This is a genomic window from Streptomyces sp. NPDC093598, assembly GCF_044764825.1.
Classification (GTDB): domain Bacteria; phylum Actinomycetota; class Actinomycetes; order Streptomycetales; family Streptomycetaceae; genus Streptomyces.
This window is the reverse complement of the sequence record NZ_JBIWIV010000010.1, coordinates 121900-141426: the sequence shown is the minus strand read 5'-3', so window position 1 is coordinate 141426 and position 19527 is coordinate 121900. Positions and strand designations below refer to the sequence as shown.

Below are 19527 nucleotides of genomic sequence, written 5' to 3'. Positions count from 1 at the left end.
CTAGTCCTCTCTGGGTTCAGCTCGCGGTGACGCGGGCGCGTCGGTACAGGCGGACGTCTTCGCCCTCGCGGGCGGACGGCTGGGGGGTAAGGCCGTTGAAGTTCGACCCGCCGGGCCCGGTCGACTGCCAGGCATGGCCGGGCTTGGGGCCTCGGTTGTCGTCGGTGCGAGCCGAGCCGCCCTCGGTCTCGTTACGCCAGGCCATCAGGCGGCCCTCACTGGGGCGGGCCGGCGCGCCAGCCAGGCGATGCCGACGGCCAGCGCCCACACGGAGCCGGGCACGGCGGCGAGAACGGTGGCCGTGCCGGCGAGCGCCAGCACGATCGGGGCCGCGGCCGACGCCCACAGGCCGATGACGATCAGATACGTCGCGAGGAGCGACCACAGCAGGACACGACGGAACATGACGACCTCTTTGGTCGGAACGGACGGGGTGGGGGTGGTGCTGCGCCAGTTCTCCTTGGCGCCCGAGCGGGGCCGGGCGCCGCGGACAGCCGGTCAGCGGCCGGAGATGCGGTCCCGGAAGCCGCGGAGCGTCTGCGGGTGGGCGTTGAGCTCGGTCAGCAGTTGCTCGTGCTCCGCGACCTTGCCCTCGCGGACGGCGCGGTCAGCGCGGTCCTTGCCGCTGCGGTAAGCGGCCTCTTCGTTGCTCTTGCGGCTGAACATCAGTGGTGCTCCTCGGGTTGGTGGCGGAACGCTGAGCGGTTCCCCTCACCGCCCGGCACGTGTCCGGGCGGATCGGGCAGCCGGTCAGCGGCGGTGGCTGGCCTTGTGCTGGCGCAGCAGGCCCTTGCAGGGCTGGCACTTCCGCTCCGGGCCGGTGCCGACGATGGCGGGCGGGATGATCTCGCCGCAGATGGCCGGCGTAACGCCGCGCTTGAGCTGCGGATGGCAGTCGGGGCAGTGGAAGTGCGTCATCGGGACCGAGGCGCTCACGACCCGTCCCCGTCCTCGACGCAGTGACCGAGAATCCGCATCGCCGTCTCCTGCCGGTAGTCACCGGAGTGAGCGGCAAGGTCGTAGGCGGCGTGGTGGCTGCCCGCGTTCAACTGGGCGGCAGCGGACTTCACCTCGGCCTCGGTGGGGCGGTAGCCCTTCGGCTCGGGAGTGCGGCGGAACAGGGCCACGGTGGGCTCCTCTCAGGGTTGGGAAACCGGGCGGGGCAGGGGGATGAACCCCGCCCGGCGGATCAGGGGGTCAGCGGGCGAAGATCGCGACCAAGATGATGGCCAGACCGATCAGCCCCGGAACCACGAAGCTGAGGACCTCCCACGTGGACTCGCGCATCAGGCGGCGGCCGGGTAGTCGAAGCCGTCCAGCTCGGCGACGAGGGAGTCGTCGAGGCCGGCCGCGTACTCGCGGACGGCGGCCATACGAGCCGGGTCACCGGAGCGGCGCGCCTCGGCGTACTCGGCGAACACCTCCGAGATCGACATGGTCAGCGCCTCAGCCACGGTGATCGCGGTACGGAACCGGCGGCCCAGGTCGGAGTGAGCGTGGTCAGCGGAGAACAGGAACGGAGACATGACGGTGGTTCCTCACTGGTCAGGTGGAGCGGAAAAGGGGATGGGGGTCAGGCGGTGGGCAGTTCGGTGAACGTGAACTCGACGAACGTCACCTGCTCGGGGCGGCAGCCACGCTGCTCGGCGACCTGGCCAGCGATCGCACGGCGCAGACCCTCCTCGGTGGCGGGCAGGTTCGAGTCGATGCGGCCGTAGCGCGTGGCCCGGGCGGTGGTGCCGCTGACCGGAAACTCGACGAGGGCGTTCACGGCGTAGCAGTGCTGAGGCATGGCTGATCTCCTCGGTTGGTCATGCCGGGATGAAGTGGGAAGCCGCGGGAGGCGGGACGGGGGCGGACACCGCCACCCGCGGCGGATCAGGGGCCCTACTTGGGCCGGGACTCGCTGCGCTTGTTGGCCTCAGCGACTTTGCGGGACAGCTCCGCGCGCTCGGCGTCCGTCACGACGCGTCCTTGACGAGTCGCAGCGACGGGCGGTCGATCTCGTAGCCCGCGAAGGCCGTAACGAGACGCGTGTTCGTCACCGGGTCGATCACCGCGACCAGCAGCCGCGGCGCATCGCTGCCGTCGTGGTCGGCGACCTGCGAGGCGATCGCATCCGCCTTCTTCTGCGCCGCATCGAGACGAGCCAGCTCGGCGCTCACCGGGTCTCACCGGCCGGGACGACGATGAACCGGTCGGACTCCAAATCCATGCGGACCGTGGCCGGAGTGCCGGAAGCGGTCAGCTCAGCCGCCTTCTCCTCCGCCGGCCACGAGCCGCGCGGATGCGAGGCCGGGAAGTGGTCGAGGATCTCGCTCACGCCGCCACCCCGATCAGGTCCAGGCGGCCGGCCTTCTCCAGCTGGCAGCGGCACATCGCCATCTCGTCCTGCGCGGCCAGACAGCCATCGAAATCCGAGGCGGCAGACGCGGCCTGGCAGCGAGACGACGCGTTCTCGAAGCGGATCACTGCGCGCCGCACCTCCGGCGTCATCCGCGAGTACGAGTGCATGTCGTGCACCGGAGCGAACGCACGCTCCAGACGAGCCAGCGCCACGGCGGCGGCCGAGGGCAGCGGGGCGGTGAGGATCGTCGTCACCGGAACCACCGCCGCTTCGGCATCGCAGCCGGCTCCCGCAGGGCGAGGAGATCGGCGTGGAAGCCCTCGTGCAGGCCACCCCAGAACTGCTCCAGCTCTGCCGTTGGCGCCTGAACCGCCAGCGTCAGCGTCTCGTCCGCCAGCTCGGCGAACAACTTCACCCGGGACTCGCGGTCCGTCGCCGACACCAGAGCGGCAGCCAGAGACGCACAGTGAGACGTGGTCGGGGTGGGGGGCGGGGTCGAGTTGGTCATCAGGCCACCTCCGAGGGGGCGATGAGCGAGTCGGCGAGGTAGGCCTCGACGGCGGACTCGGCCACGCGAACGCCACGGGGGCGGACCTTGCCGCCTCCGTTGCGGTGAGCGGCCAGTCGGCCGGAGGCGATCAGGTTGTAGACGGTAGAGCGGGAGACGCGAAGGCGCTGAGCAACCTCGATCGCGTTCAGGAACTTGGGGGCTGCGGCCACGGTGTCCGCGGCCGGGGCGTCGTGGCTCAAGGGAGCTCCCGGTGGGTAGGCAGGTTGGGTCATCCGCTTCAACTTCCACGTGGAAGTTCCGCGTGCTCCAAGAGTGCTCCTACTTCCACGTGGAAGTCAACGCCCAACACGCCCCCGAGACGCAAAAAGGCCCCCGCCGCAAGGGCGAGGGCCAAGACTCCGCAGGTCAGGAGGGGATGACGTACTCCAGGACATAGCTAGAGGAGTCCAAAACCATCTCATTCACCTCGACGATGCGACCAGACTCGTCCGCGGCATAGCGCACGATCTCGATGACCGGCGTACCGCGCTGAATGTCGAGCCACTCCTTCTCGGCCTTTGTCGGCATGCGCGACTTGACCTCCTCCCGGAAGACAGTCGGCGCATGGCCGACGTCTGCGAGTCGGGCGTAGGTGCCACCCGGACCGGTGTCCTCCTCCGCGATTGACGTACCGTCCGCGAGATCGGCCGGGATGTGGGACACGGCGCGCATCACCGGCTTCGGGCCGATCGCGTAGCGCCTGCTGCGACGCCATGCCGGCTCACCCTCTCCCGCACCCAGCAGTCGAGCGACCCGGGCGTCGAGCTCCACCCGCTCCACCTCGATATCCAGCGCGGTCGGCTGCTTGTCGACCACATCCACAGACCACATGGACTTTCCCTCACCCCAGATTTGGCGGGAGAGGCGGCGGTTGGCCGGCCGGACGATGCGCTCGAACTGGCGGACCTTCGTCGGCGCACCCTGCCGACTCTCGGTCAGGCCCTGGTCGCGCAGAACCTGAAGCGCCTTCCATGCCGTGTCACGGCTGACCCCATAGGTCGTGATGAGCTCCTTCTCGCCGGGAACTCTGTCGCCGGGAGCGAGCTCACCGCTGTCGATCTTGGCGCGCAGTTCATCGGCGATCGCCTCGTAGCCGATGCTGCTGTCGCGCTTCTTGCCTGCCAAGGACACCTCCTGGACGAGCGTGTGCGCGCTCGGCGACGCCAGATTCGACGAGCCGCTTGACTTCCACGTGGAAGTCGGCAACCGTCTATTCCAGTAGTTCCACGTGTACGCACAGCCACTGACACCTTTGGTGCAGGTCAGGGGCCACTCCTGCCCTGCATATGGCACCACTGTACGCACAACGTCCACGTGGAACACCACTCGCCGACTAGGCGGCGAACGCAAACGGCCGGACGGTCGCCACCGTCCGGCCGAGAAGCAGCGGGTCGCCACCCGCTACAGCAACTCAATCCTGTGAGATTGGAGCTCTGCCCATGAGCGTAGCAACTTCCGAGTCGTCCGTCTCTGCACAGCCCCTCACCTGGTCGTTCATCGACCGTCGCACCGGCGAGACCGTCGAGTACACGTGCATGCAGGGTTGCACCCTCGACCACACCCACGAGATCGGCAACCGCGTGTTCCGCGAGGACGTGTGGTGCTGGGTCTACGCCGAGCCGCTGTCGCTGCCGGTCAACAGCAACGGGGCCCCGGAGGAGCTCCGGGTGCTGGACACGCTCATCAAGGTCGAGCCGTGGTCGCCCAAGGTCGCCGAGCGTCTACCGTTCGCCGTCATCGAGCTGGTCGACGACCACTACATCGACGGTCTCGACCCCGACGGCCTGGAGACGGTCATCAACACGCTCGCCGGCCGCCTAAAGCAAATGCGGGCAACACACCGCCAGCTCGTGGAGGTCCGCGAGGAGTACCGCAGGCGGGTAAGTAACCAGCATGACTGAGCTTGAGCAGCACTCGTGCTCCGAATGCGGCAAACCCCCTAAGAGGCGACTTGTTCGCGGCCTGTGCAACACCTGCTTGCAACGACTCATCAGGACGCAGCGCAAGGTTGGCACATTTGAGCGACGCACGACGAAACGCCCCCTCATGGAGCGAGTCGAAGAGAAGACGTCACGCCAGGTCAACGGCTGCATCCTCTGGACGGGGTACTTGACCGAGTACGGCTACGGACGTCTGGCAGTCGACGGTAAATCGGTCTTCGTTCACAGAGCGGTCTACGAGGCGACTTTCGGTCAGATCGCAAAGGGGGCTCAGATAGACCACACCTGCCACAATGGAGACTTGAGTTGTGCCGGTGGGCGGGAATGCCTGCACCGACGTTGCGTGAATCCTGACCACTTGGAGCAAGTGACAGCTGAAGAGAACCAGCGCCGATCACACCTCACGAATGGCGGGAAGGAGAAGTGCGCGAAGGGTCACCTCCTCCCACCTCGCAGCCAGGCTCCACAGGTGGGAGGAGCACGACGTCGCTGCCCTGAATGCCAGCGCGAGTACCGAGAGAAGGACGTGCGCAGTGCGCCTACGAAGCCGCTGCGTAAGTTCTGCCGCAACGGACACGAGATGACTGAGTCCAATACCCTTATCCACGGCTACAGGGCGGCCTGCCGCGCCTGCGCCCGGGAACGGATGCAGAGGTTCAGGCGCAAGTCCTAGTCATAGATCCGTATGCCCCCGCATCCTCCTGGGTGCGGGGGCATACGCGTTGCGCCTCTTGCGCGCCCTTGTGGTCACACTGCGCTGCCCTGACCGTTATGTGTAGGTGTAGTTGCGCGTCGACGACTTGGGGGCTTGGGTGCGACGAGAGCTAAACAACATGCTGGGCCGGTTACTCCTCACGCTGGCCGCGGTTCTGGAGCGTGGGGTGGCGAGCAAGACCGCGGTGAAGGGCTGGAAGCTGCGCCGGAATGAGGTGTTGCGGGCGGCGCACCGGCGAGGGGTGCCGGTTGAGGTGTTGGCGTCGCGGCTGGGGTTGACGCAGTCGTGGGTGCGGTACGTGATCAAAAACCCGAAGAAGGCGGCACTCGAAGAAGCCGCGTAGGCGGACATGCGTGAAGGCGCCCGCCGCGGGTTGCGGCGGGCGCCTTCGTCATACCTGATGGCTAAGGGGCCAGTCGGCGGCTGGGATGGGGGCAAGGCCGCGTGCGTCGCGGACGGCTTCGTCTTCGCCGCAGGCGGCACAGATGATGATTCTGCGGTCGAGGGTGGTGCGGGATCGGGCGCCAGGGTCGCGCGGAAAGCACTGAAGGGGGCCGCGGCAGCGTGGGCAGCACTTCGGGACTTCCGTCATGCTGCCACTTCAGCCTCACGAACGATCTTTGCTAGTTCCGAGTAGTGCTCGGAGTCGACGTCAACCGCTTCGGCGGGTGCCCAGATCTCGGTGTTCTCTGGTCCGATGCCTTCGATGGATAGCGCGCCGACCTTGACCTGGGTGCGCCAGCGTTTCCACATCGGGACTCGTACCCGGATCCAGAATTGGTCGCTGGGGCGGATTTCCACGGCGACGAGTGCGCCTTGGATCTCGCCGCCGAGGCCGGGGAGGCGCACCGTTGCGTCGATGGGGTCGTCGAACTCGACGACCAGGGGTTCGCTTTGCATGGCGTAGGAATACCGGTCAGACGGTGTCGCGGCGGGCGCAGCAGCCGCGTGTCTGAGGCTGTGCGCCCGATCGCGTGAACCTACGCCGCCCGCCTCTCCGCGACCGTCAGCCTGAGCGCCTCCGAATGCCCGTACTCCGTCCCGCAGCCGCTGCATTGGAATCCGTCGGTGTCGAGGGTGACCGTGCGGACGGTGCCGCAGGGGCAGGTGACGGGGATGCGTCGGGGTGCCCGTTCGCCGCTGATGATCGTCTCCGCCTGAGCCCTGATCTTGTAGACCTCTTTGCTGAAGTCGTCCAGGGCGGGGTGGCGCGAGGCTGCGTGCGGCAGGTTGAGCCGCAGCGTGGTGATGGCTTGGTCGACGCGGTGCTGAAGGCGGCCGCCGGTGCCGATGGTGGCGAGCCCGTAGGTGGCCCAGTCCCGCACCCAAGTCTCCAGGTCGGAGACGATGCCGCCGTTGGCGGTGAGGTTGAGCGGCTCACCGCCGGGGAGTTGGCGCCCCGGCGTGCCGCTGACGACGGGCCCGTCGCTGCCGCCGCGGCCGGGCTGGATGCGCAAGCAGAGCCGGGCGTACAGACCGGCGGGCCCGGCGAGCTTCCGCAGGTCCTGGTCGATGCGGTGCTCGCACGGCAGGCAGATGTACCGGCCGGTCTCGTGGTCGAGCAGCTGGCGCGGGCAGATCACGCAGCGGGGCGACGGGGCGTCGTTCACGGAGGGCTCCTTGGTGCGGGCGGTGCGGGTTATCGGCGGGGCTGGTTGGCGCGTGCTGCTCGCCGCCGCTTCCGGGCCTGCCGGTCGTGGCGGGCGAGGAGCGGCCAGGCGGTGAGGGCGGCGCCGAACGCGGCGGCGAGCACGGGCCAGGTCATGGGCGGTACCTCGGGTCCCAGGCGAGGTGCGGGGCGAGGATGTCGAGGGCGCGCTGGACGTCGGTGTACTGGGGCGGCTGGGGCGGTAGTCCTTCGAGGGCCGCGGCGAAGGCCGTCTCAGCGAGGGCGGCGGCCTGGTGGGCGCGGGTGAACAGCTTCCAGTTGGCGCGGAGCATGTCGCCGAGGACTTGGTCACGGAAGCGGATCCACTCGTCGGCTTCGTCGCAGGTCTGGCCCGGGTGCGGCTGGTTGTGCCGTCCGGTCTCACAGCCGGGGATCCAGTGGCCGATGACTCTGATCTCGGTCGGCTGCTCGCGCTGGATGGGGTGCTGTCGGGAGAGCTGGACGGCTTCGGCGTATTCGCCTTGGCAGAGGGCGCAGCCGTCGGTGAGGGCGTCGTGTCCGTGGGCCCACCGTTCGGCGAGCGCGGCGTACTGCTGGGCGAGGTTGGGGTCCATCACTCGCCTGCCTTCTCGCCGTTCCCGGAGGGCCGCCCGGACGACCCGCCACACCGCCGCGGCGATGTCGTCGGTGTAGCGGGCGGGGGTGTCGCGGATGGCGGCGGTGATGCGCTGCTGAAGGTCGCTGGCCGCGGGCTGCGTCTCGCGTTGGTCGGCGTAGTGGCGGGCCCAGTCGACGGGGCCGCGGGGCTGCTGGTCGGTCATGGATGCCTCTTCTCGGTGTCTGGTGCGGCCTCTGACGGCCTTTCGGGGGCGAAGTGGGGTTGCGGGCCGGGGCGGGTCTCCTGGGCGCTCCTGTGGCCGCCCGTCACGCCGCCGCCTCCCCCGGATCGGCCCTGTGCCCGCCTGAGCGCCTCGCGGACCCTCGACCCTCCCGAGCCCCACCCGCGCCCTTCCGGCGCCCCTGCGGCCCGTCCAGCGCCTCTCGTGGCCCCGGGAAGGTCGCCTCGGGCAGGTCGAGTTCGTCGAAGCGAATAGCGGCCCGCCTGAGCGCGATCACCACGGCGTGGGTGCGGGAGCGAGCCCCCAACCGCACCTGGGCCTCCTTCAACCGGAGATGCACGGCCTGCTCGGTGGTGCCGAGGCGGGTGGCGATCTGCCGGCTCGTGAAGCCCGACGCGGCCAGGCGCAGCGCGGCGAGCTGGCCAGGGCTGAGGGGCTGGCCCTCAACGCCGGGGCGCCTCACGGCCGCCTCCCCTGCCGGGGTACGCGTCCGCGGATGTCGAGGACCCCGTCGGCGCGGGCGAGGAGCAGCAGGGCGCGGCGCAGCACCTTCCCCGCGGGTTCGCCGCGGCGGGCGTAGGCGGAGAGGATCGCGGCGGAGGCGTCGTCCGGCTGCCACTGCAGGCGCGGGCGGGTCACGGCCGGGCCCCGTCCTGCTGCGCCTCGTCGGCCATGCGGCGCGGCTCGGCTTGCACGGCCATCCCGCGAAGGAACGTCGCGACCTTCGGCGCCTCCAGCCCGTCGGCCACGTCGGCGGCTTCCCGCAGCACGGCGGCCCGGTCGGTGGGCGCGGGCAGAACGGCGGCGAGTGCGGCGACGGCGATGCTCCGCGGGTCGTCGATGACCAGCCCGCTGTCGTGGCGCTCGCAGCGTTCCCACACCGCGGCGGCGATGGACTCCAGCTGCGGGTGGCCGTCGATCCACTCGGCGGGCTGAGGGGCGGTCTGGTCGGTCACTGGTCCTCCAGGGGTGGGGCCGGCCGCGCGCGAGACGGCCGGCGATACGGTGGGTGCCAGGCCCGGGGCGGTTCGAGCGCCCCGGGCCGTCTACGGTCACGGGGCAGGGGTGGCGGTCGCGGCGAGGCATGCGGCGACGATCACGACGGTCGGGGTGCTGCCGGGGAACTCGATGACGGTTCCGTTCGGGCAGTCGAGGCCGGAGTCGTCGGACTCGTTGATCACGGCGAAGGTAGCGCCGGATGGATGCCGCAGGATGCTCAGCGGCATGTCGGCGTCGCCAGTCCAGCCCGCGGCTTCCAGGGCTTCGACGACGTCGAGGCGGCCGAGCCACTCCCCAGGCTCCGGCTCGTTGATGATCAGGTGCAGGCGGCGGTCGGTGCTCACGGTGTCTCCTCGTGTGGGCGGTCAGGCGGGCGTCAACGCGCGGCGGGCATCAGGCGGCTGGGCGGTGTTCGGCGGGCAGGTCGGCGTCGCAGTAGAAGCCGATGCTCAGGTGCAGGCCGTGGTCCTCGACGACCTTCCAGACGGCCGTCGCGGTGCACGGCGGGCGGCCGCCCTGCTCGCGGTGGAAGTTGGTGGTGCAGTCCGCCAGGTCGCTGTAGTCGGGCAGCACCCAGCCGCCGGGGCGGTGGCCGACGCGAACGGTGGGCTTGTGGCGGGTCATGCGGCGTCTCCGATCTGGCGGTGGGTGGTGTGGCTGTTGGGGTTGCCGCCGCACTTGGCGCAGGTGCACTGGCCGGGCGGCGGGGTCGGGCCGGTAGCTGCGGTGCCGAGGGGCCAGCCGCCGGTGTGGGTGATCCGGTAGCCGGGGTCGGGGGCAACGGCGAGCGGGGCCGGCTCGGGTTCGGATCGGACTTCGCGGCCGGTGATGTGGCGCAGGTAGTCGCGGAAGCTCGCAGGGTCTTTGCGGAGCTCGGCGATCTCTTCGACGCTGAGTTCGGTCACGATGCCAACAGCCCTTCGCCTGCCGGGAGCAGGCCGATGAGGTGGCTTATCGCGACGTGCCAGGCCTCTTCTGACTCAAGGTGCGGGTGGGCGCCGGTGTCGCGGTCCCAGCCGACGAGGGGGCGGATGGCGGGGCGAAGCGTCCGGGACCAGTAGATCGAGAACGACCATGAAGGGTCGGCCTCTGCCTTCTCCGCCTCGACTCGAACCTCCTTCTCGAGGTCGAGGAGCCGCGGCTCGGTGTCCGCGAGTTCGGGCCAGGTGATCACGTGTTTCTCCTTGTCAGTAGCCGCGGTCCATGGACTGCAGACGGCCGTAGTGGCCTTGGAAGACGAGCGGGATGATCCGGCCGGAGATGCCGTTGCGGTTCTTCGCGACGATCAGGTCGATCTCGCCGGTGCGGTCCGGGAGGTCTTTCGTCTCCGGGTTGTCCGGGTCGGGCTGGGGCGGCCGGTGCATCAGGACGATCACGTTGGAGTCCTGCTCGATCGCCGACGAGTCCTTGAAGTCGGTGACGAGCGGGGGCCGGCCAGCAGCGTTTCGGTTGAACTGGGCGAGGGCGATGACGGGGATCTCGAACTCCATCGCCATGAGCTTCAGGCCGCGGCTGATGGTGGCCACCTCCTGTGCCCGGTTGGCGTTGCTGCTCGAGCCTTCTGGGGTCATGAGCTGGAGGTAGTCGGCGACGACCATGGCGGCGGGCTGGCCGTGGCTGGCCATCCAGCGGAGCCGGGCCCGGATCTTCGACAGGGTGAGGTTCGGGGAGTCGTCGAGGATGAAGTTGCTGGCGTTCTGCATCCGGTCGGAGACCTTGATGACCTTGGCCCAGTCGTGGTCGGTGAGCTTGCGCCGGATGAGCCGGTCGAGGTCGACGCTGGCCTCGGCCGCAGTGAGGCGGGCCATGAGCTCGCTGCCGCCCATCTCCATGGAGGCGACGAGGACGGGGCGGCATCGCGTGAGGGCGACGTGCGTGGCGAGGTTCATGCCGAACAGGGACTTGCCGCCGCCGGTCGCGGCGCCCACGGTGACGAGCTGGCCGGGCTTCAGCTCGACGACGTCGTTGAGGTCGTGCCAGGGGGTGTCGAGGGCGTTGGGGTCCTTGCCAGCTTCGAGTTCGTCGACGAAGGCGGCCCAGCGGTCGCCGACGGACAGCTTGACCTCGAGGGGTGAGGCTCCGGTGGCCGCGCCTTGGAGCTCGGCCATGGCGTCGTCGAGGATTTCGGTGGCGGCGTCTTGCTGCGTGTAGGCGCGGGCGGCAGCTCGGGTGGCGGCTTCGATGACGGCGCGGAGCATGGCCTTGTCGCGGACGATCTCGGCGTACTTCTCGGCGTGGGCGGTGGAGGGTACGGCGGCAACGATGTGGTGGAGGTAGGCCGTTCCGCCGATCTTGTTGAGGTCGCCGGTGCGGCCGAGTTCTTCGCCGACGGTGATGGGGTCGACCTTGGGGGTGCGGCTGCGCCCGTACAGGTCGGTGATCGCCGTGTAGATGGTCTGGTGTGCGGGCCGGTAGAAGGCGGTCGGCTCGACGGTGGCGATGATCCGGTCGATGCAGTGCTGTGACAGGAGCATGCTGCCGAGCACGGCCTGCTCTGCTTCAACGTCGTGTGGCGGGGTGCGGGAGAAGTCGTCGTCCTGGTCGAAGTCGTTCATGCAGCGGAGTCCTTACGGTTCGGGTGGCATTCGGGGCAGGGGCGCAGGGAGCGGAGGCCGTTGCCGTCCTCGACCTGGCGCATGCGGGTGATCTCGTCGCAGTCGGGGTCCTTGCACCAGTCGGGCAGGACTCGGAGGTGCTTGGGCTGCGGAGCGGGCTTGGTGCTCTTGGGCGGGAGGCCCAGCCAGCCGGCGCGGAGGTAGAACTTCGCGAAGCGGATGGGGGTGCGAGATTTGGCGCCGAGGGCGAACTTGACCATCTGCTCGACGCCGGCCCGCTGCTGGATGCGGGCGACGGTCTGCCAGTCCTCGGCGGTCATCTGCCAGGAGACGACTAGCCCGGCGTCGGTCATGGCTTTGATGAGGGGCTGGCAGTAGGCGAAGGCGTCCGGGATCCGTTCCTCGTTGCCTGCCTGCTCTCCGTCTCCGGTAGGTGAGGAGGAAGTACTAGAGGAAGGAAAGACTCTTGTGGTCGCCTGGCGACCTAGGTTCGATCCGGACTTAGTACCTTTCGCCCCTTTAGGCTGGGTCGTCTCGCGACCTAGGTCTAGGTCGTCTCCCGACCTAGGTTCGCGTCGCTTACCGCGCCTCTTGTCCGTTTTAGCTAGGTCGCCTGCCGACCCAGCCTTACCGTCCGGAATATGGATGGAGTAGACATTCTGGGCGTGCTCCTTCTGAGCCTTGATCCGTTCCGGCGACAGGCACTGCAGCCAGCCCTCTTCCAGCAGCGTCTTGCGGTGCGCGAGAAAGGCAGACTTCGAAAGCCCGGTCGCCTCGAGCAGCACCGACTGCGCCGGCTGATAGCGGGCGGCGATGCGGCCGGTCTCGGTGTCGGCCCAGGTGGCCACGGTCAGGGCAAGCAGTCGCGCCAGAGGCGGCAGACCGCTGCGCCTGATCGCGCGCTCGAACTCGAACCGAGATGGCATCGGGCTTCTTCTTCCTGACAGTCACGGATGGGTGTGGTCGGTGCTGGCGGGTCAGGGTCCGGCGCGCGGCCGGCGGACCGCGGTCACGCGGCAGCTGCGAGGCTGTGAGTGGCGCGGGCGTAAAGCAGGCGGAGGGCGTGGGCGCCTTGCTGCCAGACGACGCCGTTGCCGATGGCGCGCAGCTGATCCTCACGGCTGAGGCCCGGCACGGCGGTGATGTGGCCGCGGGGGGCGCCCATCATCCATTCGCTGAAGACCGGGTTGAGGCGCCGGTTGCCCTTGCTGCCGGGCTCGGTCGGTTCGGGTGCGGGGCGGCCTACGACCTGCTCCCAGCGGCGGATGGCGGGCCCGTAGTCGATTCCGTTGGTGCCGATCCAGTCGCCGCGGCGAGGTAGCCAGTTGACGGCGAACTCGTTGAGCGGCCTGGAGTTGGCGTCCATGAGGTTGGAGGCGCCGGACTTCCAGTCCCGCGCCGCCGGCGTCGGCAGCAGGGTCACGTTTCCTGCGGCGGCAGCAGCGTGACCGCGGTCCGCAGGTTCATTCCGCCCTTGCGTTTCGGCGAGGTGCCCGGTCCGCCCGTCCCGTCGGAGGTCGTGGGGGTCGGCATCAGCGCGCCAGGCGAGGAGGATGACGCGCCAGCGTTCGTGACACGCTCCGACGGCGGGATGGCTGGCGGGTAGACCGATCCATTCCGCATCGAGCCCGAGGTCGGCCAGGTCGCCGAGTACGGCTCCGAGTGCCCGCAGAAGATGCTCGCGATCGGCGTCTCCCATACACCACGGGCAGGGTTCCACGTCGCAATGAGCTGGGCGGGAGAGGAGGCCGCGGACATTTTCGATCACCACGTATCGGGGGTTGAGGGCGTCGATGGCGGTGGCACAGTGCAGCCACAGGCCGGAGCGGGTGCCGGGGGCGATGCCCGCGCCGAGGCCGGCGAGGGACAAGTCGGTGCAGGGGAAGCCCATGGCGGCGATGTCGATCGGCCCGTACTGGCGGACCGTGCGGGCCCAGTGGACGAACCGGATGTCGCCGAGGTTCGGCACCTTCGGCCAGTGGTGGGCGAGGATCTTCGAGGCGCCCGGGTCTGGGTCGGCGTGGAAGACGGTGTGCCCGCCGAACGCGGCCTGCACAGCCATTTCCAGGCCGCCGAAGCCCGAGCACAGGGAGCCGATGCGGAGGGTCATGCCGCCACCCCCATCTCGGCCCGGCGGCGTGCGCGGACGACGCTGCGCTTGTGGCAGCCGATCTCCTGGGCGATCTGGCCAGCGGACAGGCCCTGCGCGGTGAGGCGGGCGACGCGGGCCGGGTCGGCTCGCACGATGCGGCGCCGCGATGCCGAGCTGCCGTCGCGACCACTGGTCTCCGGCTTGGCCGCAGGGTCGTCGATGTCGTCCCAGGCGAGTGGCCCGTGCCAGCCCTTGTTGCGGGCGGCCGTGGCGATCTGCTTCATCCGGCCGGGTGTCGTGGAGAGCGCTCGGTAGGTGGCGGCGATCTTGCGGGCCTCTTCGGGGCGGATGGCGTCGACGACGCCGCGGGCGATCACACCGAGACGGTCCTCCGTCATGCCGGTGCGGTCGCCGACATCCCTCCACGAGTGGCCGAGCCAGGCGAGGCCCCGAAGCCGCCGGACGGCACCGGTGGCGTCGACGCGGCGCCCCCGGTTGGTGCGAGCTACGGGAGTAACGGGGATGGACAGGATGGCGAGAGCGGTCCGCCTGTTCGTCTGCGGCTGACCGTTGACGATGACGCTGACGTTGGACCTGGGCACCTCGGCCACTCGGGCGATCTCCGCTTGCCACCATCCGTTGGCGAGCAGGCGTTCGATGTGGGCGCGAACCTGGTCCGCGGGGTGCATTCGGCGCGTCCCGCGGACGTGCTCCACGGCCAGCTGCTTGCCGTATCGGTAGTTGGCTTGGCGGCACTCCGGGAGGCGGCATCCGCGCAGATAGCAGGCGCGAGACGGCGCGTGGTCGGTGGTCACGGCTGCGGGTTCTCCTTCCGGCTGGCGGTGGGCAGTGCGTTGATGCGGCGGCAGGTGAGGTAGGCGTCGATGTCGGCGGGCGGCAGGTTGTCGGGGGCAGCGGGGAGGTGGCGGCGCTGGCGCCAGGCGGTGCGGGCGGCCATCACGGCGCTGGCGGCGTACCAGGTGATGGGAATCCAGACGAGGTTCCTCATGCCGCCCTCCGCTGCTGTTCGGCGCGGGCGGTCTGCCGGTCCTGGATGTACTTCCGGCCGGCGCGGGTCAGCAGGTAGACGTTGACCTTCTTGCCGTGGGCCTTCGGGTTGATCGACGGCTCCTCGCCGACCTTGCGCAGGAGCTGCGGCTCGTCGGGGTGGAGGGCGTCGTGGCCGGTGAGGGCGGCGAAGTACAGTCCGGCTTTGCGGCAGTCGTCCTCGGGGGCGAGCAGCCGTATGTCGTTCATGCCGAACGGGCGGCCGGTGTCGGCGAGGTGGAGGACGGCCTGGTCGAGGACGGCGGTGGTCCACTGGGTGACGGTGGGCTGCAGTTCGGCGAGGATCTGCGCGGCGCGGGCCTTCGCCTCGGCGGGAGTCAGCTGCATGTGGTGTCCTTGGGGTGAGAGGCCGCCCGCACTGCCCGCGGGCGGCCGTTCGCGTCTGCGGGCTACTGCTCGTTCTCGGGCTGCCAGTCGACGGAGTCGTCGGCGGCGTCGGTGTCCCAGTCGCCGTTGCCGATCTGCACGCTGTAGGCGCTGTCGGCGGCCGGTGCGGGCTCGGGCTGCGGCGTCGGAGCGATGAGGGCGGCGACCGACAGGGGCGCCTTGGCCGGGACGACCTCAGCGTGGACGGTGCCCTCCAGCTCCTCGGAGACGTAGGGCATGCCGTGCAGAGCGTCGGAGGCGATGAGGCGGCACAGCTCCCCGGTGGCGCGGGCGACGAGCATGTTCTGCGGCTGCTTCTTCCACTCGCCCTTGTCGGTGAGCTTCATCTGCGCGGCGCGCTGGATGGTCCACTCGACGGTCTGCCAGTTCTCGGAGCCCTTGCGCCGGCCGCGCATCACGCAGTGCGCGGGGTCGGAGGCGACGAGTTCGATCTCGTGGCCCTGCTTCTGGACGACGGCCCGCATGGCGTGCGCCCGCAGCGCGGGGGTGCCCTGGATGACGTCGATGCTCTTGAGCGTCGCCATGGGCTTCAGCCCGAGTTCGGCGCCGGCGAGGATGGCGGCGGTGATGTCGCCGGGCTTGCCGCGCAGGGACTGCGGGACGAAGGAGGTGGCGGCGAGTTTCTGCGCCATCTGGTAGGCGAGGTCGGCTTCCTGCGCCCACTGCATGAGCGCGGTGCTGCCGGCGGTCGGCTCGGGCTCATGCTGGGCGACGGCCTGCTGTTCGTCGCGTGGGGCGATCTCGTTGCTGGTCACTTCAGGTACTCCTCGGCCTGGCGGAGGGTGGCCCAGGTCGGCAGTCCGATCTGGGGGATGGTGTCGATGGGCCCGGTCCAGTCGGGCCACTCGTTGCGGGCGACGCAGTCGGCGTAGATCCGCAGGGCGCGCTCGTTGCGGGCGCGGCCGATGTCCTGGTCCTGGTCCTTCAGCTCGCGGACCGTCACCAGGTAGGGCGGCTTCTTGCTCTGGAAGATGAAGAAGAACCGGGCGCCTTCGGGGGCGAGCCCCACGGCCTGAACGCCGTCGACGTAGAGGGCGCCCGCCTGGTGGTAGCTGTACGACTCGATGGCCTTGCTGCAGGCGTCGGGGTTGGCGTCGGTGGTGGTCTTCAGGTCGACGATGGCCGTGACGTCGGGCCGGATCATGAGCCAGTCCGGGCGGCACCGGCAGCGCACCACGGTCGCCGGGTCGGTCCAGTAGATCGACCGTTCGGCGACGCCCATGCCCGGCGCGAGCAGCGCCCCGGCCTGCGGGTGCTTGCGCACCGCCTCGGCCATCGCCTGGACCTGCTCCCACTCGTGGCGGAGGAGCGGCACGACGCCCATGTCCCGGGCCTCGTCGCGCGCCTCCTTCGCCGCCTTGGTGAGGTAGTTGTCGAAGGGCAGCACGTCCACCTCCGGGCCCTCGCCGAGCACCTCGGTGTGGACGACGTGGCCGAGGTCGAACTCGCGCTTTGGGGCGGGCGGGTTGTCGCGGTCGTACTTGAACTGGGCGGGGCAGCCCGGCGGCAGCAGGGCGCGCAGCCCGGACGAGGAGATCGTGGTGCGGTCGGCGTGGTAGTCGTCGGCGGAGAGGTCGTCGACCCAGCCAGGGTGGCCGTCTTCGCAGTTCTCGCAGAGGCCGTCCCGGGTGAACGGCCCGTCGGTAGCGCCGCACTGGCGGCAGGCGAGGGGGCTCATCAGAACGGGTACTCCTTCGCGGGGTTGCGGCGGGGCCAGAGGCGGAGGCTCCAGGTGCGGAGCCAGGCGAGGCAGTGGCAGTCCTCCCAGTCGCCGTCGCCGGCCGGGGTGACGTAGCCGTGGCCTCCGCGGCCGTGGCAGGACTGGCAGTTCAGGTCGGGCTTCGGGTGCGTGGTGAGGTAGATCGCCCGCTGGTGCAGTTCGATCTGCCAGCGTCCGAAGGTGCGGGTGAGGTACATGAGGCCCCGTTTCTGGGTGTCGTGAAGGAGGGCCGCCGCCTGTTGGCGGGGGGTGCCGCGAGGCGGCGGCCCTGGGTGCCGCGGAGCACTGGGGGTTGCTCGACGCGGCCGTCTTCGGTTGCGGATCAGGCGGCGGCCGGCGTGGCGGCCTCGGGCTCCTCGCGCTTGGCGGCCAGCCAGGCGTCCATCTCGCGGCGCAGGGTGAGGTCGTCGCCGTCGCGGCGGACCGGCATCTGCATGCCGACGAAGTCGGCGGCGACGATCACGGTGGGGCGGCCCTCCCCGGTGGACCACATGCGGACCGGTCCGGGCAGGTCCTTCCAGGCGCCGAAGTACTTCGGGGTCATCGCCATGTCCGACTCGGCCGCGGGCTTCTCCAGCGCGTCAAGGAGCGGCTTGCGCCAGTCGAGCGGGTCCTTGTCCGGCTGGGTGAGGTCGATGGCGATGCGGCTGCCGCGCTCCCCAGACAACACCAGCTGGGTGTCGGTGCGCTCGAGGTTGACCTTGGCCGTGTCGAGGAGGCGGATGGCGGCGCCGAGCTCGGCGACCTGGGTCCGGTGGATGATGGCGGTCCATCGCTCGTCAGTGCCGCCCATGATCTGAGTGCGGGACACGGCGAGGGTGTACCGGTTGGTGGCCATGGCGTACAGGTAGCGGCCGTCGTGGTCGAAGCAGATCGACTGAAGGGTCTCGGGGTCGTACTTCCCCGCTATATGCGGCTTGGTCTGAGCGACGAGGCGGCTGAGGGTGTGGTCAGCGATGGTGATCACGTCTGGGTCTCCTGGCTACTTGAGGCGGACGGGCATGCACACGGCCCGGTAGGTGTCGTCGTCGACCGGCTGGATCAGCACCGGCTTGTTGGGGGTGAACAGCCAGATCCGCACTGCTCCCTCGATGGGGGCGATCAGCGAAGCCAGATAGTCCGGGTTGAAGGCCATCTCGAAGTCGGTGACGTCGCAGTCGGCGTCGAGTTCGCTGCTTCCGCGCTGCCCGTCGACCCCGCCCCGCACGGTCACCTTGCCGTCGTCGAACGCCGCCGTGACGGGGACCTTCTCCTCGATGACCAGTGCCGCCCGCTTCACGGCGGCCAGCAGTTCGGCCGCCTCGACCAGCGCCGAGCCGGCCGCCGTGTCTGGGTCCGGGAAGAAGCGGTCGATCGCCGGGAACCCATTGGCGATGGTTCGGCCGGTCACCGTCAGCTTGTCGGTGGCCAGCGAGGCGACGGCCCCACTTGTGTCAGCGAAGCCGATGCGCACGGCGCCCCCGGCCGTCTGCTTGACGGTGGCAGCGAACTCGTTGGCCGGGATGAGCAGTTCGCCATCTCCTTCTCCGTCGGGCTGCCACGGCAGGGTGCGGCGGACGATGCGGTAGCGGTCAGTGGCAGACACCACGAGCCGGTCACCGCTGGCCTCAACGTGAACGCCCATGAAGCCGGCGAGGGAGCCAGCCGCCTCCTTGACGGGCAGCGCGCACTGGGCAGCGTGGCCCACTGCGGCTGCCAGCGCGTCACCGTCGACAGTGCCGGCCGGTCCGGGGGGCGTCGGCAGGGCCGGGTAGTCGCCGGTCGCCATCGTCGGCAGGGTGAACGTGGTGCCCGGGGCCGACACGGTCATCTCGCGCTCGTCGGCGACCACGTCCACGGGGCCGGTCGGGAGGGCGGACGCGACGTCGGCGAGCAGTCGTCCCGACACCAGGGTCAGTCCGGGCTCCAGCGGCTCGGCGTCCAGAAGGGCGCGGGTGCTGGTCTCGTAGTCGAACCCGGACAGGGTCACGGCATCCTCGGTCGCTTCGATGAGAACGCCGGCCAGGATGGGCATGGACGGATTGTTGGGCAGGCGGCGGTGTGCGCGACGCGCGGCTTCCGCGAGCTGCTTCTGGTCGATGCGGAGTTTCACGCCGCCTCCGCCACGGTCTGGTCGTCGGCGACGGTGTCGTCCTCGCGCGGCTCGGGCTGGGCGTAGCCGCGGGTCTGCAGGTCGGTGACGGGGAACAGTTCGGGCTGGATGAAGTTCACGGTGTCCTCCGTGGGATGCTGATGGTTGACCCCCGCCGACTTGACCTCGGCGGGGTCTTTGCGTGAGGTCAGGCGGCCTGCTCGGTGGGCACGTCGCCCACGGCCCGGATCGGATCGATCGGCCGCGCGTCGACGAGCTCGGCTGGTACCGCGAAGTTGCGGATGACCAGCAGCTTGCGCGCGATTCGGCGAACGTCGGCGTCCTGTGGCAGCTCGCGCCACTCGGCGCGGCTGCGGGCCGGCGACAGCGTCGCCCACACGAACATGTAGGCCTCGAAAGCCTCTTGGGTGAATCGACCCTGCTGGTATCGGCCCTCGACTTGACCGAGGTTGAGCCGGGCCAGCCGCCGCGCGTCGCAGTCCTCGCAGTGCACTTCGAAGTGGAGGTTGCCGGGCTCGGCGAAGATGGGGCAGGTGATCAGTTCATCGGTGTGAAGCATGGGTGCTCCTTGCGGTGGTTGTGCGCCGGCCCGGTGTTCATCCGGCGGGCGGCGA

39 protein-coding genes are annotated in these 19527 nt (G+C 69.8%); 2 read left to right on the top strand and 37 right to left on the bottom strand.

Annotation, left to right across the window (positions count from 1 at the left end; all coding sequences use genetic code 11):
* Positions 1 to 16 precede the first annotated feature (16 nt).
* The 13 genes from ACIRDU_RS26630 to ACIRDU_RS26570 all read right to left on the bottom strand — a co-directional run bounded on the left by ACIRDU_RS26630 (position 17) and on the right by ACIRDU_RS26570 (position 4022).
* The gene (locus tag ACIRDU_RS26630) at positions 17 to 205 is read right to left on the bottom strand and encodes a hypothetical protein (protein ID WP_403583553.1); all 189 of its coding nucleotides are present in this window, start codon (positions 203 to 205) and stop codon (positions 17 to 19) included.
* The gene (locus ACIRDU_RS26625; RefSeq protein WP_403583550.1) at positions 205 to 405 is read right to left on the bottom strand and encodes a hypothetical protein; all 201 of its coding nucleotides are present in this window, start codon (positions 403 to 405) and stop codon (positions 205 to 207) included. Before ACIRDU_RS26625 ends, ACIRDU_RS26630 begins: the two co-directional genes overlap by 1 nt.
* A gap of 93 nt (positions 406 to 498) precedes the next feature.
* Positions 499 to 666: a hypothetical protein gene (locus tag ACIRDU_RS26620; RefSeq protein WP_401034197.1), complete on the bottom strand. Its 168-nt coding sequence runs from the start codon at positions 664 to 666 to the stop codon at positions 499 to 501.
* A gap of 84 nt (positions 667 to 750) precedes the next feature.
* Entirely contained in the window at positions 751 to 936 is a 186-nt protein-coding gene (locus ACIRDU_RS26615; RefSeq protein ID WP_403583546.1) for a hypothetical protein, read from the bottom strand.
* Positions 933 to 1127: a hypothetical protein gene (locus ACIRDU_RS26610; RefSeq protein ID WP_403583543.1), complete on the bottom strand. Its 195-nt coding sequence runs from the start codon at positions 1125 to 1127 to the stop codon at positions 933 to 935. Before ACIRDU_RS26610 ends, ACIRDU_RS26615 begins: the two co-directional genes overlap by 4 nt.
* Before the next feature lie 159 nt (positions 1128 to 1286).
* A complete protein-coding gene (locus tag ACIRDU_RS26605; protein WP_403583542.1) occupies positions 1287 to 1526 on the bottom strand; it encodes a hypothetical protein in 240 nt (79 codons plus the stop codon).
* A 47-nt stretch (positions 1527 to 1573) separates the two neighbouring features.
* Positions 1574 to 1792, bottom strand: a complete 219-nt coding sequence (locus ACIRDU_RS26600) for a hypothetical protein (protein ID WP_403583538.1) — start codon at positions 1790 to 1792, stop codon at positions 1574 to 1576.
* Positions 1793 to 1961: 169 nt separating this feature from the next.
* Positions 1962 to 2165: a hypothetical protein gene (locus ACIRDU_RS26595; protein ID WP_403583536.1), complete on the bottom strand. Its 204-nt coding sequence runs from the start codon at positions 2163 to 2165 to the stop codon at positions 1962 to 1964.
* Positions 2162 to 2323 (bottom strand): hypothetical protein, encoded by a 162-nt coding sequence (locus ACIRDU_RS26590; RefSeq protein ID WP_403583534.1) that lies wholly within the window; start codon positions 2321 to 2323, stop codon positions 2162 to 2164. Before ACIRDU_RS26590 ends, ACIRDU_RS26595 begins: the two co-directional genes overlap by 4 nt.
* Entirely contained in the window at positions 2320 to 2601 is a 282-nt protein-coding gene (locus ACIRDU_RS26585) for a hypothetical protein (protein ID WP_403583531.1), read from the bottom strand. Before ACIRDU_RS26585 ends, ACIRDU_RS26590 begins: the two co-directional genes overlap by 4 nt.
* Complete coding sequence (locus ACIRDU_RS26580) at positions 2598 to 2855, bottom strand: hypothetical protein (protein WP_403583529.1); 258 nt, start codon at positions 2853 to 2855, stop codon at positions 2598 to 2600. The genes ACIRDU_RS26585 and ACIRDU_RS26580 overlap by 4 nt, the downstream gene beginning before the upstream one ends.
* Positions 2855 to 3097 (bottom strand): helix-turn-helix transcriptional regulator, encoded by a 243-nt coding sequence (locus tag ACIRDU_RS26575; protein WP_403583527.1) that lies wholly within the window; start codon positions 3095 to 3097, stop codon positions 2855 to 2857. The genes ACIRDU_RS26580 and ACIRDU_RS26575 overlap by 1 nt, the downstream gene beginning before the upstream one ends.
* A 166-nt stretch (positions 3098 to 3263) precedes the next feature.
* Complete coding sequence (locus tag ACIRDU_RS26570; RefSeq protein ID WP_403583524.1) at positions 3264 to 4022, bottom strand: GntR family transcriptional regulator; 759 nt, start codon at positions 4020 to 4022, stop codon at positions 3264 to 3266.
* Between the two features lie 314 nt (positions 4023 to 4336).
* Here ACIRDU_RS26570 and ACIRDU_RS26565 point away from each other — a divergent pair, with 314 nt between their 5' ends.
* Positions 4337 to 4798 (top strand): DUF6907 domain-containing protein, encoded by a 462-nt coding sequence (locus ACIRDU_RS26565; protein WP_403583522.1) that lies wholly within the window; start codon positions 4337 to 4339, stop codon positions 4796 to 4798.
* An 824-nt stretch (positions 4799 to 5622) separates the two neighbouring features.
* Entirely contained in the window at positions 5623 to 5895 is a 273-nt protein-coding gene (locus tag ACIRDU_RS26560; RefSeq protein ID WP_403583519.1) for a hypothetical protein, read from the top strand.
* 245 nt (positions 5896 to 6140) lie between these two features.
* Here ACIRDU_RS26560 and ACIRDU_RS26555 read toward each other — a convergent pair whose 3' ends face one another.
* The 24 genes from ACIRDU_RS26555 to ACIRDU_RS26440 form a co-directional block, all read right to left on the bottom strand.
* The gene (locus tag ACIRDU_RS26555) at positions 6141 to 6452 is read right to left on the bottom strand and encodes a hypothetical protein (protein WP_403583517.1); all 312 of its coding nucleotides are present in this window, start codon (positions 6450 to 6452) and stop codon (positions 6141 to 6143) included.
* 80 nt (positions 6453 to 6532) lie between these two features.
* Positions 6533 to 7162, bottom strand: coding sequence for a hypothetical protein (locus ACIRDU_RS26550; RefSeq protein ID WP_403583516.1), 630 nt, complete (start codon positions 7160 to 7162; stop codon positions 6533 to 6535).
* A 29-nt stretch (positions 7163 to 7191) separates the two neighbouring features.
* Positions 7192 to 7317, bottom strand: a complete 126-nt coding sequence (locus ACIRDU_RS26545) for a hypothetical protein (RefSeq protein ID WP_403583514.1) — start codon at positions 7315 to 7317, stop codon at positions 7192 to 7194.
* The gene (locus ACIRDU_RS26540) at positions 7314 to 7982 is read right to left on the bottom strand and encodes a hypothetical protein (RefSeq protein WP_403583511.1); all 669 of its coding nucleotides are present in this window, start codon (positions 7980 to 7982) and stop codon (positions 7314 to 7316) included. Before ACIRDU_RS26540 ends, ACIRDU_RS26545 begins: the two co-directional genes overlap by 4 nt.
* A gap of 103 nt (positions 7983 to 8085) precedes the next feature.
* Positions 8086 to 8463 (bottom strand): helix-turn-helix domain-containing protein, encoded by a 378-nt coding sequence (locus ACIRDU_RS26535; protein WP_403583509.1) that lies wholly within the window; start codon positions 8461 to 8463, stop codon positions 8086 to 8088.
* Complete coding sequence (locus tag ACIRDU_RS26530) at positions 8460 to 8639, bottom strand: hypothetical protein (RefSeq protein ID WP_403583508.1); 180 nt, start codon at positions 8637 to 8639, stop codon at positions 8460 to 8462. The genes ACIRDU_RS26535 and ACIRDU_RS26530 overlap by 4 nt, the downstream gene beginning before the upstream one ends.
* Entirely contained in the window at positions 8636 to 8956 is a 321-nt protein-coding gene (locus tag ACIRDU_RS26525; RefSeq protein WP_403583506.1) for a hypothetical protein, read from the bottom strand. The genes ACIRDU_RS26530 and ACIRDU_RS26525 overlap by 4 nt, the downstream gene beginning before the upstream one ends.
* A gap of 96 nt (positions 8957 to 9052) precedes the next feature.
* Complete coding sequence (locus ACIRDU_RS26520; protein WP_403583504.1) at positions 9053 to 9343, bottom strand: hypothetical protein; 291 nt, start codon at positions 9341 to 9343, stop codon at positions 9053 to 9055.
* 49 nt (positions 9344 to 9392) lie between these two features.
* A complete protein-coding gene (locus ACIRDU_RS26515) occupies positions 9393 to 9623 on the bottom strand; it encodes a hypothetical protein (protein ID WP_403583501.1) in 231 nt (76 codons plus the stop codon).
* Positions 9620 to 9904, bottom strand: a complete 285-nt coding sequence (locus ACIRDU_RS26510; RefSeq protein ID WP_403583499.1) for a hypothetical protein — start codon at positions 9902 to 9904, stop codon at positions 9620 to 9622. The genes ACIRDU_RS26515 and ACIRDU_RS26510 overlap by 4 nt, the downstream gene beginning before the upstream one ends.
* Positions 9901 to 10173 carry a hypothetical protein gene (locus ACIRDU_RS26505; RefSeq protein ID WP_403583496.1) on the bottom strand — a complete coding sequence of 91 codons (273 nt, stop codon included), beginning with the start codon at positions 10171 to 10173 and terminating at the stop codon, positions 9901 to 9903. Before ACIRDU_RS26505 ends, ACIRDU_RS26510 begins: the two co-directional genes overlap by 4 nt.
* A 13-nt stretch (positions 10174 to 10186) precedes the next feature.
* On the bottom strand, positions 10187 to 11554 hold the full coding sequence (locus tag ACIRDU_RS26500; RefSeq protein WP_403583494.1) for a replicative DNA helicase: 1368 nt from the start codon (positions 11552 to 11554) through the stop codon (positions 10187 to 10189).
* Positions 11551 to 12480 carry a hypothetical protein gene (locus ACIRDU_RS26495; RefSeq protein WP_403583491.1) on the bottom strand — a complete coding sequence of 310 codons (930 nt, stop codon included), beginning with the start codon at positions 12478 to 12480 and terminating at the stop codon, positions 11551 to 11553. The genes ACIRDU_RS26500 and ACIRDU_RS26495 overlap by 4 nt, the downstream gene beginning before the upstream one ends.
* 83 nt (positions 12481 to 12563) lie before the next feature.
* Positions 12564 to 13664: a DNA cytosine methyltransferase gene (locus ACIRDU_RS26490; protein WP_403583488.1), complete on the bottom strand. Its 1101-nt coding sequence runs from the start codon at positions 13662 to 13664 to the stop codon at positions 12564 to 12566.
* Complete coding sequence (locus ACIRDU_RS26485; RefSeq protein ID WP_403583486.1) at positions 13661 to 14461, bottom strand: helix-turn-helix domain-containing protein; 801 nt, start codon at positions 14459 to 14461, stop codon at positions 13661 to 13663. The genes ACIRDU_RS26490 and ACIRDU_RS26485 overlap by 4 nt, the downstream gene beginning before the upstream one ends.
* On the bottom strand, positions 14458 to 14655 hold the full coding sequence (locus ACIRDU_RS26480; protein ID WP_403583483.1) for a hypothetical protein: 198 nt from the start codon (positions 14653 to 14655) through the stop codon (positions 14458 to 14460). Before ACIRDU_RS26480 ends, ACIRDU_RS26485 begins: the two co-directional genes overlap by 4 nt.
* Entirely contained in the window at positions 14652 to 15041 is a 390-nt protein-coding gene (locus ACIRDU_RS26475; protein ID WP_403583480.1) for a hypothetical protein, read from the bottom strand. Before ACIRDU_RS26475 ends, ACIRDU_RS26480 begins: the two co-directional genes overlap by 4 nt.
* A 62-nt stretch (positions 15042 to 15103) precedes the next feature.
* Positions 15104 to 15856, bottom strand: a complete 753-nt coding sequence (locus ACIRDU_RS26470; protein ID WP_403583478.1) for a hypothetical protein — start codon at positions 15854 to 15856, stop codon at positions 15104 to 15106.
* Positions 15853 to 16779, bottom strand: coding sequence for a PD-(D/E)XK nuclease-like domain-containing protein (locus ACIRDU_RS26465; RefSeq protein ID WP_403583475.1), 927 nt, complete (start codon positions 16777 to 16779; stop codon positions 15853 to 15855). The genes ACIRDU_RS26470 and ACIRDU_RS26465 overlap by 4 nt, the downstream gene beginning before the upstream one ends.
* On the bottom strand, positions 16779 to 17018 hold the full coding sequence (locus ACIRDU_RS26460) for a hypothetical protein (protein WP_403583473.1): 240 nt from the start codon (positions 17016 to 17018) through the stop codon (positions 16779 to 16781). Before ACIRDU_RS26460 ends, ACIRDU_RS26465 begins: the two co-directional genes overlap by 1 nt.
* A gap of 125 nt (positions 17019 to 17143) precedes the next feature.
* Positions 17144 to 17788: a hypothetical protein gene (locus tag ACIRDU_RS26455; RefSeq protein ID WP_403583471.1), complete on the bottom strand. Its 645-nt coding sequence runs from the start codon at positions 17786 to 17788 to the stop codon at positions 17144 to 17146.
* Between the two features lie 15 nt (positions 17789 to 17803).
* Positions 17804 to 18913 (bottom strand): DNA polymerase III subunit beta, encoded by a 1110-nt coding sequence (gene dnaN / locus ACIRDU_RS26450; RefSeq protein WP_403583468.1) that lies wholly within the window; start codon positions 18911 to 18913, stop codon positions 17804 to 17806.
* Complete coding sequence (locus ACIRDU_RS26445) at positions 18910 to 19032, bottom strand: hypothetical protein (RefSeq protein WP_403583466.1); 123 nt, start codon at positions 19030 to 19032, stop codon at positions 18910 to 18912. The genes dnaN and ACIRDU_RS26445 overlap by 4 nt, the downstream gene beginning before the upstream one ends.
* Before the next feature lie 68 nt (positions 19033 to 19100).
* A complete protein-coding gene (locus tag ACIRDU_RS26440) occupies positions 19101 to 19472 on the bottom strand; it encodes a hypothetical protein (protein ID WP_403583464.1) in 372 nt (123 codons plus the stop codon).
* Positions 19473 to 19527: the final 55 nt, after the last annotated feature.

Excerpts from the sequence above, each read along its gene's own strand:
- ACIRDU_RS26490 (WP_403583488.1), bottom strand. The coding sequence starts at position 13,664 with ATGACCCTCCGCATCGGCTCCCTGTGCTCGGGCTTCGGCGGCCTGGAA.
- ACIRDU_RS26630 (WP_403583553.1), bottom strand. The coding sequence starts at position 205 with ATGGCCTGGCGTAACGAGACCGAGGGCGGCTCGGCTCGCACCGACGAC.
- ACIRDU_RS26605 (WP_403583542.1), bottom strand. The coding sequence starts at position 1,526 with ATGTCTCCGTTCCTGTTCTCCGCTGACCACGCTCACTCCGACCTGGGC.
- ACIRDU_RS26495 (WP_403583491.1), bottom strand. The coding sequence starts at position 12,480 with ATGCCATCTCGGTTCGAGTTCGAGCGCGCGATCAGGCGCAGCGGTCTG.
- ACIRDU_RS26515 (WP_403583501.1), bottom strand. The coding sequence starts at position 9,623 with ATGACCCGCCACAAGCCCACCGTTCGCGTCGGCCACCGCCCCGGCGGC.
- ACIRDU_RS26545 (WP_403583514.1), bottom strand. The coding sequence starts at position 7,317 with ATGACCTGGCCCGTGCTCGCCGCCGCGTTCGGCGCCGCCCTCACCGCC.
- ACIRDU_RS26475 (WP_403583480.1), bottom strand. The coding sequence starts at position 15,041 with ATGCAGCTGACTCCCGCCGAGGCGAAGGCCCGCGCCGCGCAGATCCTC.
- ACIRDU_RS26480 (WP_403583483.1), bottom strand. The coding sequence starts at position 14,655 with ATGAGGAACCTCGTCTGGATTCCCATCACCTGGTACGCCGCCAGCGCC.
- ACIRDU_RS26620 (WP_401034197.1), bottom strand. The coding sequence starts at position 666 with ATGTTCAGCCGCAAGAGCAACGAAGAGGCCGCTTACCGCAGCGGCAAG.
- ACIRDU_RS26440 (WP_403583464.1), bottom strand. The coding sequence starts at position 19,472 with ATGCTTCACACCGATGAACTGATCACCTGCCCCATCTTCGCCGAGCCC.
- ACIRDU_RS26465 (WP_403583475.1), bottom strand. The coding sequence starts at position 16,779 with ATGAGCCCCCTCGCCTGCCGCCAGTGCGGCGCTACCGACGGGCCGTTC.
- ACIRDU_RS26540 (WP_403583511.1), bottom strand. The coding sequence starts at position 7,982 with ATGACCGACCAGCAGCCCCGCGGCCCCGTCGACTGGGCCCGCCACTAC.
- ACIRDU_RS26555 (WP_403583517.1), bottom strand. The coding sequence starts at position 6,452 with ATGCAAAGCGAACCCCTGGTCGTCGAGTTCGACGACCCCATCGACGCA.
- ACIRDU_RS26460 (WP_403583473.1), bottom strand. The coding sequence starts at position 17,018 with ATGTACCTCACCCGCACCTTCGGACGCTGGCAGATCGAACTGCACCAG.
- ACIRDU_RS26500 (WP_403583494.1), bottom strand. The coding sequence starts at position 11,554 with ATGAACGACTTCGACCAGGACGACGACTTCTCCCGCACCCCGCCACAC.
- ACIRDU_RS26625 (WP_403583550.1), bottom strand. The coding sequence starts at position 405 with ATGTTCCGTCGTGTCCTGCTGTGGTCGCTCCTCGCGACGTATCTGATC.
- ACIRDU_RS26580 (WP_403583529.1), bottom strand. The coding sequence starts at position 2,855 with ATGACCAACTCGACCCCGCCCCCCACCCCGACCACGTCTCACTGTGCG.
- ACIRDU_RS26565 (WP_403583522.1), top strand. The coding sequence starts at position 4,337 with ATGAGCGTAGCAACTTCCGAGTCGTCCGTCTCTGCACAGCCCCTCACC.
- ACIRDU_RS26600 (WP_403583538.1), bottom strand. The coding sequence starts at position 1,792 with ATGCCTCAGCACTGCTACGCCGTGAACGCCCTCGTCGAGTTTCCGGTC.